10 protein-coding genes and 1 pseudogene are annotated in these 13834 nt (G+C 69.1%); 8 read left to right on the plus strand and 3 right to left on the minus strand.

Features of this window, described 5'->3' with window-relative positions:
• Positions 1 to 8: 8 nt before the first annotated feature.
• Together ASC76_RS26035 and ASC76_RS24295 are read left to right on the plus strand one after the other, a co-directional pair.
• Positions 9 to 8546 carry a GH36-type glycosyl hydrolase domain-containing protein gene (locus tag ASC76_RS26035; protein ID WP_056463316.1) on the plus strand — a complete coding sequence of 2846 codons (8538 nt, stop codon included), beginning with the start codon at positions 9 to 11 and terminating at the stop codon, positions 8544 to 8546.
• A 351-nt stretch (positions 8547 to 8897) separates the two neighbouring features.
• Complete coding sequence (locus ASC76_RS24295; RefSeq protein ID WP_162247057.1) at positions 8898 to 9260, plus strand: transposase; 363 nt, start codon at positions 8898 to 8900, stop codon at positions 9258 to 9260.
• A 335-nt stretch (positions 9261 to 9595) separates the two neighbouring features.
• Here the strand turns inward: ASC76_RS24295 and ASC76_RS04715 are convergent.
• Positions 9596 to 9894, minus strand: a pseudogene (locus ASC76_RS04715) (IS110 family transposase); the annotation flags it as partial.
• A gap of 120 nt (positions 9895 to 10014) precedes the next feature.
• On the opposite strand from ASC76_RS04715, the gene ASC76_RS25065 reads away from it, so the two are divergent.
• On the plus strand, positions 10015 to 10443 hold the full coding sequence (locus ASC76_RS25065) for a hypothetical protein (RefSeq protein WP_157615310.1): 429 nt from the start codon (positions 10015 to 10017) through the stop codon (positions 10441 to 10443).
• Between the two features lie 254 nt (positions 10444 to 10697).
• Here ASC76_RS25065 and ASC76_RS04720 read toward each other — a convergent pair whose 3' ends face one another.
• The gene (locus tag ASC76_RS04720; RefSeq protein ID WP_200947107.1) at positions 10698 to 11084 is read right to left on the minus strand and encodes a type II toxin-antitoxin system VapC family toxin; all 387 of its coding nucleotides are present in this window, start codon (positions 11082 to 11084) and stop codon (positions 10698 to 10700) included.
• A 5-nt stretch (positions 11085 to 11089) separates the two neighbouring features.
• Positions 11090 to 11341 carry an Arc family DNA-binding protein gene (locus ASC76_RS04725; protein WP_200947108.1) on the minus strand — a complete coding sequence of 84 codons (252 nt, stop codon included), beginning with the start codon at positions 11339 to 11341 and terminating at the stop codon, positions 11090 to 11092.
• A gap of 104 nt (positions 11342 to 11445) precedes the next feature.
• Between ASC76_RS04725 and ASC76_RS04730 the strand changes: the two genes are divergently transcribed.
• From ASC76_RS04730 to ASC76_RS04745, 5 genes are all read left to right on the plus strand, one after another.
• Positions 11446 to 12117, plus strand: coding sequence for a DUF4256 domain-containing protein (locus ASC76_RS04730; protein ID WP_235580357.1), 672 nt, complete (start codon positions 11446 to 11448; stop codon positions 12115 to 12117).
• Between the two features lie 3 nt (positions 12118 to 12120).
• Positions 12121 to 12495 carry a VOC family protein gene (locus ASC76_RS04735; protein WP_056463330.1) on the plus strand — a complete coding sequence of 125 codons (375 nt, stop codon included), beginning with the start codon at positions 12121 to 12123 and terminating at the stop codon, positions 12493 to 12495.
• 155 nt (positions 12496 to 12650) lie between these two features.
• Positions 12651 to 12824 (plus strand): DUF1328 family protein, encoded by a 174-nt coding sequence (locus ASC76_RS24300; protein WP_082548777.1) that lies wholly within the window; start codon positions 12651 to 12653, stop codon positions 12822 to 12824.
• Between the two features lie 28 nt (positions 12825 to 12852).
• Positions 12853 to 13425 (plus strand): bacterioferritin, encoded by a 573-nt coding sequence (locus tag ASC76_RS04740; protein WP_056463333.1) that lies wholly within the window; start codon positions 12853 to 12855, stop codon positions 13423 to 13425.
• Positions 13426 to 13497: 72 nt separating this feature from the next.
• Positions 13498 to 13812 (plus strand): BON domain-containing protein, encoded by a 315-nt coding sequence (locus tag ASC76_RS04745; protein ID WP_056463335.1) that lies wholly within the window; start codon positions 13498 to 13500, stop codon positions 13810 to 13812.
• Positions 13813 to 13834: the final 22 nt, after the last annotated feature.

The raw sequence follows: 13834 nt of genomic DNA on the forward strand, positions 1-13834 counted from the left end.
CATGCGGCATGAGCGGTTCCGCCGGGCTGCAGACCCTGGTACCCGATGCGCCTGAATCCCTGATCGACATCCTCGATGGCGCGCGTGGCGCCGTCGAGCCGCCCAACCGGTCGGAAATCTTCGGTTTCGAGCGCTTCGCGCAGCATGGTCGCAGTCTCGCGGAGACGCACCGCGCGGACGCGTCCGCGCGCGGCGCCGGACTGTTCTTTCCGCGGCTGGCCGACAACATCCGCGTGCTGCGCGAGGCGCAGCAGTACATCGGGGCGCAAGCACGCACCGGGTACCAGGTCAGCCCGGCCGCGGAATGGCTGCTCGACAACTTCCACCTGATCGAAAGCCAGCTCGCCGAGATCCACGACGGGCTGCCCCGGCGGTATTTCCGCGACCTGCCGGTACTGATCGACGAGCCGCTGCGCGGCCTGCCGCGCATCTACAGCGTTGCCTGGGCCTTCGTCGCCCACACCGACGGCGCGTTCGACGACGCACTGCTGTGCCACTTCCTTGGCGCGTACCAGCAGGTGCGCGAACTGTCGCTCGGCGAACTCTGGGCGTTGCCGACGACGCTGCGGGTGGTCCTGGTCGAGAACCTGCGGCGACTCGCCGAGCGGCTGGCGACGAACAAGGCGGCGCGCGAGATCGCGAACCTCGTCGGCGACCGCATCGAGACCTACCCGCTCGCGCGGCTCGACGCGATCGTCGAGCTGCTGAACCGGCGTGGCGTCGGCCGCACCTTCCTCGTGCAGATCGCGCAGCGCCTGCAGGACCACCATGCCACCGGCGTCAGCGCGTACCACGACTGGCTGCTCGCACGCCTGCCCGACCTGGCCGCCGCGCAGGTGCAGCAGCCTGCCGAGCAGGCCGCCGACAACCTCAGCGTCAGCAACGCGATCCGCTCGCTGCGCCTGATCGGCAACGCCGACTGGCCGGAGCTGGTCAACGAGGTCAGCACGACGATGCAGCGCCTGCTGAGCGCGCCGGCCTTCGAAGCCGAACGCTCCGACACGCGCGACGCGACGCTGCACGAGATCGAACAACTCGCACGGCGCAGCGGTCGCGCCGAGGCCGACGTGGCCCAGACCCTCGTCGAACTGATGCGCGACAGCCGCGATCGGACGTACGCCTCTGCGAGCGACTGGCTGCGCGGCCCGGGCCGCGTCGAACTGCTGCACCGTCTCGGGCTGAAGCCCGGGCCCGTCGAGGCGTGGCAGGTCTGGCGCCGGCGCCTGGCGCTGCCGCTCTACCTCGTCGCGCTGGCCGGCGCGAGCGCCGCGCTCGTCGCCTGGATGCTGGTCCGGCACAGTCACGCGCTGCCCGGCCCGCAGGTGCCGCCGTGGATCGCACTGCTGGCCGCGACGCTGATGCTGTTCCCCGCCTCCGAGGCGGTGGTGGCGGTGATCAACCGGCTGATCAGCGAATCGATCCGTCCCACCCATCTGCCGCGGCTGGCGCTCGCGCACGGGATCCCGCCGGCGCATCGCGTGATGGTCGTGATCCCGGGCATGCTGACCGGCGCGACGGCGGTCGACGAACTCGCGCAGCGCCTGGAGCTGCACTACCTCGCGAACCCCGAGCGCAACGCGCAGTTCGCGCTGCTGACCGACTGGGCCGATGCGCCGACCGCGACGCTGCCGACCGACGCGCCCCTGCTCGACGCTGCCATCGCCCGCATCACCGCGTTGAACGCGCGCCACGCAATCGCCGAAGGCCAGCCGCCGCGCTTCCTCGTGCTGCACCGCCACCGCGAGCTGTGCACCACCGAAGGCGCCTACATCGGCTGGGAGCGCAAGCGCGGCAAGCTCGAAGCGCTGATCACGCTGCTGGCCGAGCCGCCGGCCGACGGCGTCGGGGCGTTCATCGAGCTGGGCGATCTCTCGCGCGTTGCGCTCGACACGCGCTACGTCGTGACGCTCGACGGCGACACCCAGCTCCCGCCCGGCCGCCTGCGCGAACTGGTCGGCGTGGCCGCGCACCCGCACAACCAGCCGCATGTCGACCCCGCGACGCGCACCGTGCGCCACGGCTACGGCATCCTGCAGCCGCGCGTCGTGACGCCGCTGCCGGCACGCAAGGACTTCACGCTGTACCACTGGCTGTTCGCCGGCCAGTGCGGGATCGACCCGTACAGCGCCGCCAGCTCCGAGGTCTACCAGGACGTGTTCGACGAAGGCACCTTCACCGGCAAGGGGCTGCTCAACGTGGCCGCGATGCACGCGGTGTTGTCGCAGCGCCTGCCCGACGGCCGCGTGCTCAGCCACGACCTGCTCGAAGGCGCGCTCGCGCGCTGCGCCAGCGTCAGCGACATCACCGTCATCGAGGACGCGCCGTTCCACGCCGACGTCGCCGCCTCGCGCATGCACCGCTGGATCCGCGGGGACTGGCAGTTGCTGCCGTTTCTGCTGCGGCCCGCACGCTACCCGATGCGCGCGATCAACCGCTGGAAGATGATCGACAACCTGCGCCGATCGCTGGTCGCGCCGATGTCGCTCGCACTGCTGGTGCTGGCGCTCGGCAGCAGCGTCGTCGCCCCCGTGCCGGCACTCGTGCTGGTGCTGGCGGCGCTGGTCGCCGGGCCGCTGATGGGCGCCGTCGCGGGCTTCGCGCCGAGCCGGGACGGCATCGCCAAGCTGCACTTCTACCGCCAGGCTGCCGCCGACCTGCGCCGCGCGGTCTGCAGCGGCCTGTGGCTGCTCGGCCAGTTGCTGCAGCTGGCGATGCTGAACCTCGACGCGCTGGCGCGCGCGCTGTGGCGCATGGCGGTCAGCCGCCGGCACCTGCTCGAATGGACGACCGCCGCGGCGGCCCAGGCCTCGGCCTCGACGCGGCTGGGCGACATCCTGCGCCGGCATCGCGCGGTGCCGGCGGTGGCGCTGGTGCTGTGGCTCGCGCTGCTCGGCGCGGGCACTGCGTCGCCGGGGCTCGCGACGCTGCTGTGCCTGGCCTGGGCCGCCTCGCCGCTGTGGACCTGGTGGGTCAGCCGGCCGAACCCGCCGCGCCGCGACGCCACGCTGCCACCGGCCGATCGCGCCTACCTCGCCGACACCGCGCGCGACACCTGGCGGCTGTTCGAGCGCTGCGTCGGCCCGGGCGACAACCACCTGCCGCCGGACAACCTGCAGCTGACGCCGCAGACGCTCGTCGCGCACCGCACCTCGCCGACCAACATCGGCCTGTACCTGCTCAGCGCGGCCTGTGCGCGCCGCTTCGGCTGGATCGGCAGCGTGGACCTCGCGACGCGGCTGGAAGCGACGCTGGACGCGCTCGACACGCTGCCGCGCTACCGCGGCCACTTCCTGAACTGGTACGACACCGAGAGCCGCGCCGCGCTGCTGCCGATGTACGTGTCCACGGTCGACAGCGGCAACTTCAGCGGCCACCTGCTCGCGGTCGCCCAGGCCTGCACCGAGCTGGCCGCGGCGCCGCCCGGTGACAGCGCGGCACGCGCGGCGCTGGCCGCGTCGCGCGAGCGCCTGCTGGCGGCGCGCGGAGTCGGCGAGCCGATGCTGCAGGACGGGCCGCTGATGCAGTTGATCCAGCTGCCCGATCCGCTGCACGACGCCGCGGCGCGACCGGACGAATTCGACCCGCTGCTGCGCGGCGCGACCGACGAACTCGCCCAGGTGCTGCCCGGCGACGACGCGGCCCTGCGCCCCGACGCGCTCGACGAGTTCGCGTGGCGCGCCGCCGATCACCTGGCCACGCTGCAAAGTGCACTGCTCGACGCTGCGCACACCGCGAACACGGCGCAGCGCCTGTGCGCCATCGCCGCGCGCTGCGAGGCGCTGGCCTGGGCACCCGACTTCGCGTTCCTGTACCACCGCAAGCGGCACTTGTTCCACATCGGCTACCGCGTCGCCGAACAGCAGCTGGACGCGAGCTTCTACGACCTGCTCGCGTCCGAGTCGCGCCTGACCAGCCTGCTCGCGATCGCCAAGGGCGACGCGCCGGTCGACCACTGGGCCGCGCTCGGCCGACCGTTCTACGCGGTCGGCGCGCTGGCCGGGCTGCGCTCGTGGTCGGGCTCGATGTTCGAGTACCTGATGCCCACGCTGGTGCTGGAAGAGCCGCACGGCAGCGTGCTGCGCGACGCCGGCCATGCCGCCATCTGCGAGCAGGTGGCCTTCGGCCGCGAGCAGAAGGTGCCCTGGGGCATCTCCGAATCGGCCTACGCGGCGAGCGACCACACGCTGGCCTACCAGTACGCCCCGCAGGGCGTGCCGCGCCTCGCGCTGCGGCGCACGCCCCCCGACGAACTGGTGATCGCGCCCTACGCCAGCGCGCTCGCGGTGCAGCTGACGCCGCACCTGGCCGTCGAGAACCTGCAGCGGCTCGATGCGCTGACACCGCGCGCGCGCTACGGCTTCATCGAGGCGCTCGACTTCAGCCCCGGCCGCCAGAACGACACCGACGGCTTCGCCCGCGTCGACACGTTCATGGCGCACCACCAGGGCATGAGCCTGGTCGCGATCGCCAACGTGCTGCTCGACGGCGCGCCGCGCCAGTGGTTGATGGCGAACCGGCATGTGCAGGCGGTCTCGTCGCTGCTGCACGAACGCGCGCCGCGCGAGGTCTCGGTGCTGCTCGCGCCGCCGCCCGGCCCGTCGGCCGACGCGCGCCAGCGCCGCACGCCGGGGCTGCTGCGCGAAGTCGTGCCGGGGCTGACCGCCGTGTCGCCGACGCAGCTGCTGTCGAACGGCCGCTACAGCGTCGCGTTGCGCAGCAACGGCGCGGGCTGGAGCCGGTGGGGACATGTCGGCCTGTCGCGCTGGCGGGACGATGCGCTGCGCGACCTGCACGGCAGCTTCTTCTACCTGCGCTGGGACCGCCAGCCGCAGGCCGTCTCGCTGACCCAGCATCCCGCCCCCGACCCGGCCGCGCACTATCAGGCGACGTACCACGCCGACCGCGTGTCCTTCAACGCCACGTGGCGCGAGATCGCGGCGCAGACCACCGTCTGGGTCGGGCCGGAGGACGACATCGAGTTCCGCCAGGTCGAGCTGCGCAACCTCGGCGAGCGCGTGCTCGATCTGGAGCTGATCTCGGCCTTCGAGATCACGCTCGCGGCGCCGAGCGCGGACGAGGCGCACCCGGCGTTCTCCAACCTGTTCCTGCGCTCGACCTGGCAGCCGGCGCAGCAGGCGCTGCGCTTCGAACGCAAGCCGCGCCTGCCGACCGAGCCGGCGCTGCACGCGGCGCACTTCCTCGCCGAAGGCGACGCGGCAGTCCAGTCGCTGCGCGTCCAGACCGATCGGCTCCACTGGCTCGGTCGCAACCGCGACGCGAGCCAGCCGCTGGCCTCCTTCGTCGAGCCCCGCGGCGGCGCGAACGACGGCGACGAGACCGCGCTCGACACGGGGCTCGATCCGGTCTGCGCGATGTCGGTCCGCCTGCAGTTGCCGCCCGGCGGCAAGATCCGCCTGACCTTCTGCACCGCGGCGTCCGACCAGCGTGCCACGCTCGACGCGGTGATCGACAAGCACCGCCAGCGCGGCCCGATCGAGCGCGCCTCGCTGATGTCCGCGACGCTGGCCGGCATCCGGCTGCGCGAGCTTGCGATCGCGCCCGAGAATCTGGCCGCGATCCAGACGCTGACCAGCGCCATCGTGATGACGCTGGCGCGCACCCGCGTGGCCGATGCGGGTGCCGAGCGAGAGGCGGCCGACACCTGCGACCGCAAGCTGCTCTGGCGCTTCGGCATCTCCGGCGACCGGCCGGTCCTGCTGGTCTCCGCCGGCACGCCGCAAGGCATGGGGCTGCTGCGCACGCTGGCGCAGGCGCTGCGCGTCTGGGGCTGGGCCGGCGTGGGCTGCGACCTCGTCGTCGTGAATGCGGAACCGGCGTCCTACCTGATGGCACTTCAGCGTGACGCCGCGTCGCTGCGCGACCAGTTCGCCGCGCAGAACGCCGGCCCCAGCGTGGCGTTCCACCTCCTCCGCGCCGACGACCTCAGCGCCGCCGAGCTGGGCACGCTGCGCACGCTGGCACGCGTCCACTTCAACGCCGACGGTCGGCCGCTGACCCACCACATGCAGGAGTGGACCGAGCTGCACGAGGCCGCGCTCGAGGAGCGCCAGACCGGCGCGGTCAGCGCGCTCCCGGTGGCCGCCGGCGCCGGCGCGCAGCCGCGCGTCTCGCAGGGGCGGTTCATGCCCGAGGGCGGCGAATTCCGCTTCGATGTGAGCGTTTTCCAGCGGCCGGCGCGGCCGTGGGTCAACGTGCTCGCGAACCCGCTGTTCGGCGCCCACATTTCCGAGGCCGGCGGCGGCTACACCTGGGCGCTCAACAGCCGCCTGAACCAGCTGACGCCGTGGTCGAACGACCCGCTCGGCGACCCGCCGGGCGAGTGGTTCCTGCTGCAGGACCGTCGCACCCACGAGCTGTGGAGCGTGAGCCCGTCGGCCTGGGCCGATCCGGCGGCCACCTACCGCGTCGCGCACGGCCAGGGCTACAGCGTCGTCAGCCATCGGCGCGGCGACCTGGAGGTCAACGTGGCGTGGTGCGTGGATGCGGACGCGGCGGTCAAGCAGGTCCGCATCCGCATCGTCAACCGCGGCCACCGCACGCAGCGCTTGCGCGCGATCGGGATCGCCGAATGGGTCATGGGCGCGAACCGCAGCGACCGCCTGAGCACCGACACCGCGTCGTTCACCCAGCGGCTGCCCGGGCCGGACGGCGGCCCGCGCCTGACCGCCCTCACCTGCACCCAGCGCGACCGCGCGGCCGGCTTCGGCGACGGCACGGCGTTCTTCGGCGTGACGTCGAATGCGGCCAGCGATGCACCCGACTGGACCTGCGATCGCCGCGAATGCTTCGACGCCCGCGGCCGGCTCGCCGTGCCCGATGCGTTCGGCATGCGCAGCGGCGCCGGGCTCGACCCGTGCGCGGCGCTCTCGACGGCGCTGACGATCCCGGCCGGCGAGACGGTTGAATGCGTGTTCCTGCTCGGCTTCGGCGCCACCCCGAGCGAGGCGCGACACCTCGCGACCACGGCAGCCGCGCTGCCATCGAAGCAGCGCTTCGAGACCGTCCGCACGCGCTGGGACACGCTGCTAGGCGCCACCACCGTCAAGACGCCCGACCCGCTGTTCGACGCGATGGTGAACCGCTGGCTGCTCTGCCAGACCGTCGCATGCCGGCTGTGGGCCAAGGCCGGCTTCTACCAGGCGGGCGGCGCGTTCGGCTACCGCGACCAGTTGCAGGACGCGATGGCGCTGGCCTGGGCCGACCCGGCGCTGCTGCGCGCGCAGATCGTGCTGAACGCCTCGCGCCAGTTCGCCGAGGGCGACGTGCAGCACTGGTGGCACGCGCCCACCGGCGCCGGCGTGCGCACCCATTTCTCGGACGACCTGCTGTGGTTGCCGCATGCCTGTGCCCACTACGTCGAGTGCACCGGCGACACCTCGCTGCTCGACGAGACCGTCGGCTTCATCGAGGGCGGCCCGATCCCGCCGGGCGCCGAGGACGCGTACTACGTGCCGACCGCTGCCGCAGAATCCGCCAGCGTGTTCGAGCACGGCGCGCGCGCGCTCGATCGCAGCCTCACGTCTGGCACCCACGGCCTGCCGCTGATGGGCACCGGCGACTGGAACGACGGCATGAACCGCGTCGGCGCCGAAGGCCGCGGCGAATCGGTGTGGCTCGCGTGGTTCCTGTGCCAGATCGTCGACGTGTACGCGCCGCTCGCCCACGCGCGCGGCGAGACGGCGCGCGCCCGACGCTGGCAGGACGCCGCCGCCGCATGGCGCGGCGCGCTGGAGACGCAGGCCTGGGACGGCCAGTGGTACAAGCGCGCGTTCTTCGACGACGGCACGCCGCTCGGCTCGCACACCAACGCCGAGTGCCGCATCGACCTGATCGCGCAATCGTGGGCCGTGATCTCGGGCGCGGCGCCGGCGGCATCGCAACAGACCGCGATGCAGGCGCTCGACCGCCACCTCGTCGACACCGACGCCGGCCTGATCAAGCTGCTGACCCCCGCATTGCAACACCAGCAACCCAGCGCCGGCTACATCCAGGCCTACCCGCCAGGCGTGCGCGAGAACGGCGGCCAGTACTCGCACGCAGGCGTCTGGGCGCTGATCGCGCAGGCGATGCGCGGCGACGGCGACACCGCCTACCGCTACTTCACCTACCTGAGCCCCGCGCACCGCTCGGCCCACGCGACGCAGGCACAACCCTACGCGATCGAGCCCTACGTGATGGCCGGCGACGTGTACACCGAGCCCCCCTACGTCGGCCGCGGCGGCTGGAGCTGGTACACCGGCTCGGCCGCCTGGATGCACCGCGCGGCGATCGAGCATCTTTTCGGTCTGCGCCAGCGCGGCGACGAGATCGGCTTCGTGCCGTGCCTGCCATCGCACTGGGACGAGGCGGAGCTGACGCTGAAGCGCGGCGGACGCAGCCTGCGCGTGGTCTTCAGCCGGCGCGCCGAGGGGGCGTCCGATGCCGCGATGGTGAGGCTGGCGCCGGGGCAGATGCTGCGCTGGGATGCGCTGGCGGGCGACGCCACTGCGCGCGTGCAGCTCGTGCCCACGGTCGCCGCCGCCTAGATCCCGGCGCGCCGGGCCGCGCCCCGGCGCTCAAGCGGACATCCCACGGCTGGCCGTGGTCTGCCGCTTGGCTCTACGTTGGGCAATGAGCAATTCGAGAGTCCTCATGCCACCCCACGGCAGGCCGTGGGTTGAGCACTGCCACAGGTAGTCTCGAACAGATAGCCGAGTCGGAGGCAGACTTCATCGCCAATCTCGCAGGTGAGCAAGTCAATGAATGGGTTCTGCCATGGCTTATCGAAGCGCTTCAGTCAAACGGCAAATACTTGTTGCCAGGCCGTGCTACTCGTACACCACCTTGCCTGTGTTCGCCGAAGGCAGCTTCTCGGTCGAAAACAATGGAAGTGTTCAATGGGTACACCACGACCACAGAGGATCAACCGATACGGCATCGACTTCAAACTCAAGGCCGTGCAGATGAGCAGCCAGCCCGGCGTCTTGGTCAAAGACGTTGCCGAGTCGCTGTGCATTCATTCGTTCACGTTGTCGAAGTGGCGCAAGCAAGTGCGCGACCGCGAGTTGATCGGCAAGCCTGCGCCGATCGAACAGTCGGCCGTCACGGAACTGCGACGCCAGCGCGAAGTCGAGCAGCAGTACAAGCGACTGCAGCAGGAGCATGACCTGCTCAAAAAAACGATCCGGTTTGCCTCCGATCGAAAGCAGAACTCTTTGCCTTCAGCCAAGCAAACCGGCAAACCTACTCGGTCAAGATGATGTGCGCGGTGTACGGCGTGACCCGCGGCGGCTTCTACGCATGGCAAGCTCGCAAGCCGAGTGCTCGCTCGCTTGGCGATGCCGAACTGACAGAACATGTCGCTCGCGCTCACCGCGCCAGCCGTGGCTTCTACGGCAGCCCACGCGTCGAGCGCAAGCTGCCAGCAGGGCGTGAACGTGGGACAGCGCAAGGTGGCTCGCTTGATGCGCCTGGCCCGGCTACAGGGGCGCAGTGCCAGGCTCTATCGTCGATCACGGGTGAGGCAGCACGGGTTCTTCGCGAGCATCGTCAACAGCCAGCGTGCGGTCACGCTGACGGCGCTGCGTCATGCGGTGGCCGCCGCATCGGCGGCGTCGTTCTTGCCCTGCTTGCCGCTCATCCGATACGGCGCGACGAGCTTCGGTGCCGTCAGGCGCACGGTGTGGCCACGGGTCTGGAACAGGCGCGCCCAGTGGTGCGCGCCGGAGCGGGCTTCCATGCCGATGCCGCACGGCGGCAGGGACGCGATCAACGTGAGCAACTCGGCGCGCGCGACCTTCGGCTGGCGCAACTCGGCAACACGCAAGGCGTTCACATCGTAGACCGCAAAAACATACTCTTGGCGAGATCGATGCTGACATACAAAATGCTCATGACTTCCCCTTCCGAATGAGTTGATGAGAAACCGCACTTCCCATCTTGGCACTTCGGTGCCGGTCGCCACTACGCGGCCAATTCGGGACGGGGAAGTCCCTTCCATTCGTTAGGCCTCGCATGAACACACCGCGATTCATACCAGTTCTCCTGAACGCACTGACCTCTCTCGCACTAGCGCTGTCGGCTTTGGCAGTTTCTGCGGCGGGTGCCAAGGCAAATTCCCCGCCAAGCCCCGACCCCGCCGTCGTCAAGTTCCTGGTGGAGTCTTCAGCCAAGGACTTCAAAGCCTCAGGTGCCAACCGCCCAACGGACATCCGTGGCGCACGCATCGGCTTCTTCACCGAGTCTGGAAAGAGTGTCTACCTGCTCTGTGGGTCGTTCAAGAGTGGGGCTGGTTCTCAAGCGAAGTGGACCCACTTCGCAACGATTAAGACCTCGGACTACGAGCAATGGGTTGGTGGCGCGGCCAGAGCGTACTGTGAGCAACGCACCAACAAGTGGTTTCCGGAACACTCAGCGGCGTTGGAGACAGAGCTCAAAGACTGAATGCACCGGGACGGCGAGGCCGAACGTCTTAAATGGACTTTCGTTGAAGTCAGCACTCTTTCGCCTCCTTTATATTGCAAAGCCGAATTTGACCTTTTCGTGACTCGCCAGTTCGTCGGTGGATGTTGCTGTCGAGACAGAGAACAGACTGCCACTCTGATCGGCGGCGTGCGCAGGTAGGTGTCGCCGCGCTTGGTGATGCCGCACAGGCTGGCCTTGCCCACGCGGCCTGCGCGCGCGGGTGAACTCAAACGTTAGCCCGCAGCAAGAACAACGGTCCGTGTCGGGAACTCCCGAAGTAGCTTCTTGTCCATCGTCACAAGTTTGGTGTTGAGCTTGATCGCGAGTGCAATGAATTCACAGTCATACGCCGAGCAGTCGCTGTCACGCACAAGCTCAAGCACGGAACTGGAGTCCACCTCGAATTCCGCCCCTGCAAGCAGGCTTTCGGCTTCGCTTTGCAAGCTGCACGCTTGGCCAAGGGTGATCGTCTTTCGCCTCATGTAACCGGCAAGGATGTTGCGAAATTCACTTCGCCAGAGCACCGGCGCAGCCCATTCTGGATTTTGCTCGAGCAGTGCTTCGGCGGCCGCAGTCCTGTCACCCGGCAAGTACAGATAGGCCAAGATGTTGGAGTCCACCACTATCACGGGCGACCATCCCTCTTGAGCGCATCAATGTCGCGCGCGCGAAACTTCCCTTGCGGCAAGGTATCGCGCAGCGCGCGCGCGCGCGCTAGGCGCTCCGTGGGTGACATATTGGCCGGCAGCAGCATTGCCTCGAGGCACACGAGCGCCTCGCTGTTCATGCTTCGTCGGTGCGCTTCTGCCGAAGCCTTCAGTCGCGCGTACACGTCATCCGGAATGTTCTTCAGAGTCAGTGTCGTGGGCATTTCCATCTCCAACCATTATGGAACCATTATGGTTCCAACCAGTCACTGCGTCAAACCGTGGTCGCACTACCAGGGCGCCTACTTCAGAGACCCCGATGGAAACAAGCTCCGTGTGGCCTGCCACGCGGCGCCGCGCTGTGGTCGAAAGCCTTCGACGCAGGTTGCACGCCCGTTGCACGCCAGTCCCCGCGCTACAGTTGCACCCGCTGCGCCACTTCGACTGGGTTGGTCCGCTGATGAATTCCACCGAGAAAGATACGTTCCTGCGCCTGCTTCAGAACCGGTTCGAGAAGCACATGCACCGGCATCGGGGTCTCGACTGGGCGAAGGTGCAAGCCCGGCTCGCGAAGAGTGCAGCAGCGTTGGCGACGCTGCAGGCGATGGAAGCGTCGGGCGGCGAGCCCGACGTGATCGGCTGCGACGAGGCCACCGGCCAATTCCTCTTCTACGATTGCGCCGCCGAGAGCCCGCCCGGCCGCCGCAGCCTGTGCTTCGACCGCGAGGCGCTGGACGCGCGCAAGGAGAACAAGCCGGCAGGCAATGCGGTCGATGCGGCGGCGGCGATGGGCATCGAGCTGCTCGACGAGGCGCAGTACCGTGCATTGCAAACCTTGGGCGAGTTCGACTTGAAGGCGTCGAGCTGGATCGCCACGCCCGCCGAGGTGCGCGAGCTGGGCGGTGCGCTGTTCTGCGATCGGCGCTACGGCAGGGTGTTCGTCTATCACAACGGCGTGCAGTCCTATTACGCCGCGCGCGGCTTCCGCGGTCTGCTGCGGGTGTGACGAATGTTTGACCACGTCAAGTTCGGCGTCAGCGACTTCGCGGCGAGCAAGGCGTTCTACGCGCGCGCGCTCGAACCGCTGGGCGTGGCAATCGTTGCCGAGGGCGAGCCGGCCTATGGTGTCGAACTCTGCGCGGCAGGCCCGACCTCGCTGTGCCTGTTCCAGACCGACGAGAAGCCCGCGCATCTGCATCTGGCCTTCAGCGCCGCCACGCGACAGCAGGTCGATGCGTTCCACCGCGCGGCGCTCGCGGCCGGCGGCCGGGACAACGGTGCGCCCGGACTGCGGCCTCACTATCACGCGCACTACTACGCGGCCTTCGTGATCGGTCCCGACGGTCACAACCTCGAGGCGGTCTGCCACACGCCCGAGGGCTGAGGGCCTCGCGGCACGGCCGCCGCGTTCCGCGGTTCCGTCCTACAGCGCCCCGCGTGGCGCTCCGATGGGCTGCAGCGCCACGCCTTCTTACAGTTCAGCATCGATAACAAGGCGAGCTCGGGCGTATTGCCAGGGTTCGTGCGCAGGAGGATGTGATGCTGAAGTGGGCGCTGATCTTCGCGGTGATCGCGATCGTGGCGGGCCTGTTCGGATTCACCGGCATTGCGGCCGGTGCGGCCGGCATCGCGAAGATCCTGTTCGTCGTGTTCCTGGTGCTGTTTGTCGTCGTGGTGCTGCTGGCGCTGCTCGGCATCGGCGCCGTCAGCTGAGCCACCTCACATTTCTCCAGGAGTCTTCATGAGTGCGAACACCGAAACCGGCAACGTCACCACACTGCCCACCAGCGTCGAGCGCCTGGCGCTCGACGAAGCCGGCCTCGACGCTGCCAAGCGCTCGCTGGATCAAGGCGCGGTGGTGCCGAGCTACGGGCCCTGGCGCGAGGACATCATCAAGCTGCTGAACGACGCACTCGCCACCGAGATCGTCTGCATCATGCGGTACAAGCGCCACCACTTCACGGCCAAGGGGCTGTCGTCGCCCAAGATCGCCGAGGAGTTCCTGGTCCACGCGCAAGAGGAAACGGCGCACGGCGACCAGATCGCCGAGCGCATCGTGCAGCTCGGCGGCGAGCCCGATTTCTCGCCGGCCACCCTGCTCTCGCGCAGCCACGCGGACTACGACGATTCGACCGACCTCAAGGCCATGATCAAGGCCAACCTGATCGCCGAGCGCGTGGCGATCGAGGCGTACACCCAGATGATCCACCTGATCGGCGACAAGGACTCGACGACGCGCCGCATGCTCGAAGGGATCCTGAGTCAGGAGCAGGAACACGCCGACGAACTCAGCGACTGGATGACCGACAACTAGCGTTCGCCCACGGTGGCGGGCCCCAGCCACCTCACACGTCATAACTCTGCTCAACAATCAGGAGAACACACCATGCAAGCACGCACCACCCTCGCTTCGGCCCTTTGCGTCTTCGCGCTGATCACGGCCTCGGGCTGCGCCGTCACGCGCGGCCAGGAAACCGTCGGCGCCTATGTCGACGACGCGGCGATCACGACCGCGGTCAAGGCCAAGTTCGTCGAGGACAAGACGGTCGACGCGGCGTCGATCAAGGTCGAGACGCTGAACGGGACCGTGATGCTGTCCGGCTTCGCGAAGAACTCGGCCGAGCGCAACATGGCCGAAGACATCGCGATGAAGGTCAAGGGCGTCAAGAGCGTCAAGAACTCGGTTGCCGTGCGCCCATAATTCGCGCGCAGCGATCCAGGGG

Origin of the sequence: Rhizobacter sp. Root404, from assembly GCF_001425865.1 — a bacterium.
In the GTDB taxonomy this organism is placed as follows: Bacteria; Pseudomonadota; Gammaproteobacteria; order Burkholderiales; family Burkholderiaceae_C; genus LMDS01.

Bases quoted from the DNA above. Each gene is read 5' to 3' on its own strand.
- ASC76_RS26035 (WP_056463316.1), top strand. From the start codon at position 9: ATGAGCGGTTCCGCCGGGCTGCAGACCCTGGTACCCGATGCGCCTGAA.
- ASC76_RS24295 (WP_162247057.1), top strand. From the start codon at position 8,898: ATGGGTACACCACGACCACAGAGGATCAACCGATACGGCATCGACTTC.
- ASC76_RS25065 (WP_157615310.1), top strand. From the start codon at position 10,015: ATGAACACACCGCGATTCATACCAGTTCTCCTGAACGCACTGACCTCT.
- ASC76_RS04725 (WP_200947108.1), bottom strand. From the start codon at position 11,341: ATGGAAATGCCCACGACACTGACTCTGAAGAACATTCCGGATGACGTG.
- ASC76_RS04735 (WP_056463330.1), top strand. From the start codon at position 12,121: ATGTTTGACCACGTCAAGTTCGGCGTCAGCGACTTCGCGGCGAGCAAG.
- ASC76_RS24300 (WP_082548777.1), top strand. From the start codon at position 12,651: ATGCTGAAGTGGGCGCTGATCTTCGCGGTGATCGCGATCGTGGCGGGC.
- ASC76_RS04740 (WP_056463333.1), top strand. From the start codon at position 12,853: ATGAGTGCGAACACCGAAACCGGCAACGTCACCACACTGCCCACCAGC.
- ASC76_RS04745 (WP_056463335.1), top strand. From the start codon at position 13,498: ATGCAAGCACGCACCACCCTCGCTTCGGCCCTTTGCGTCTTCGCGCTG.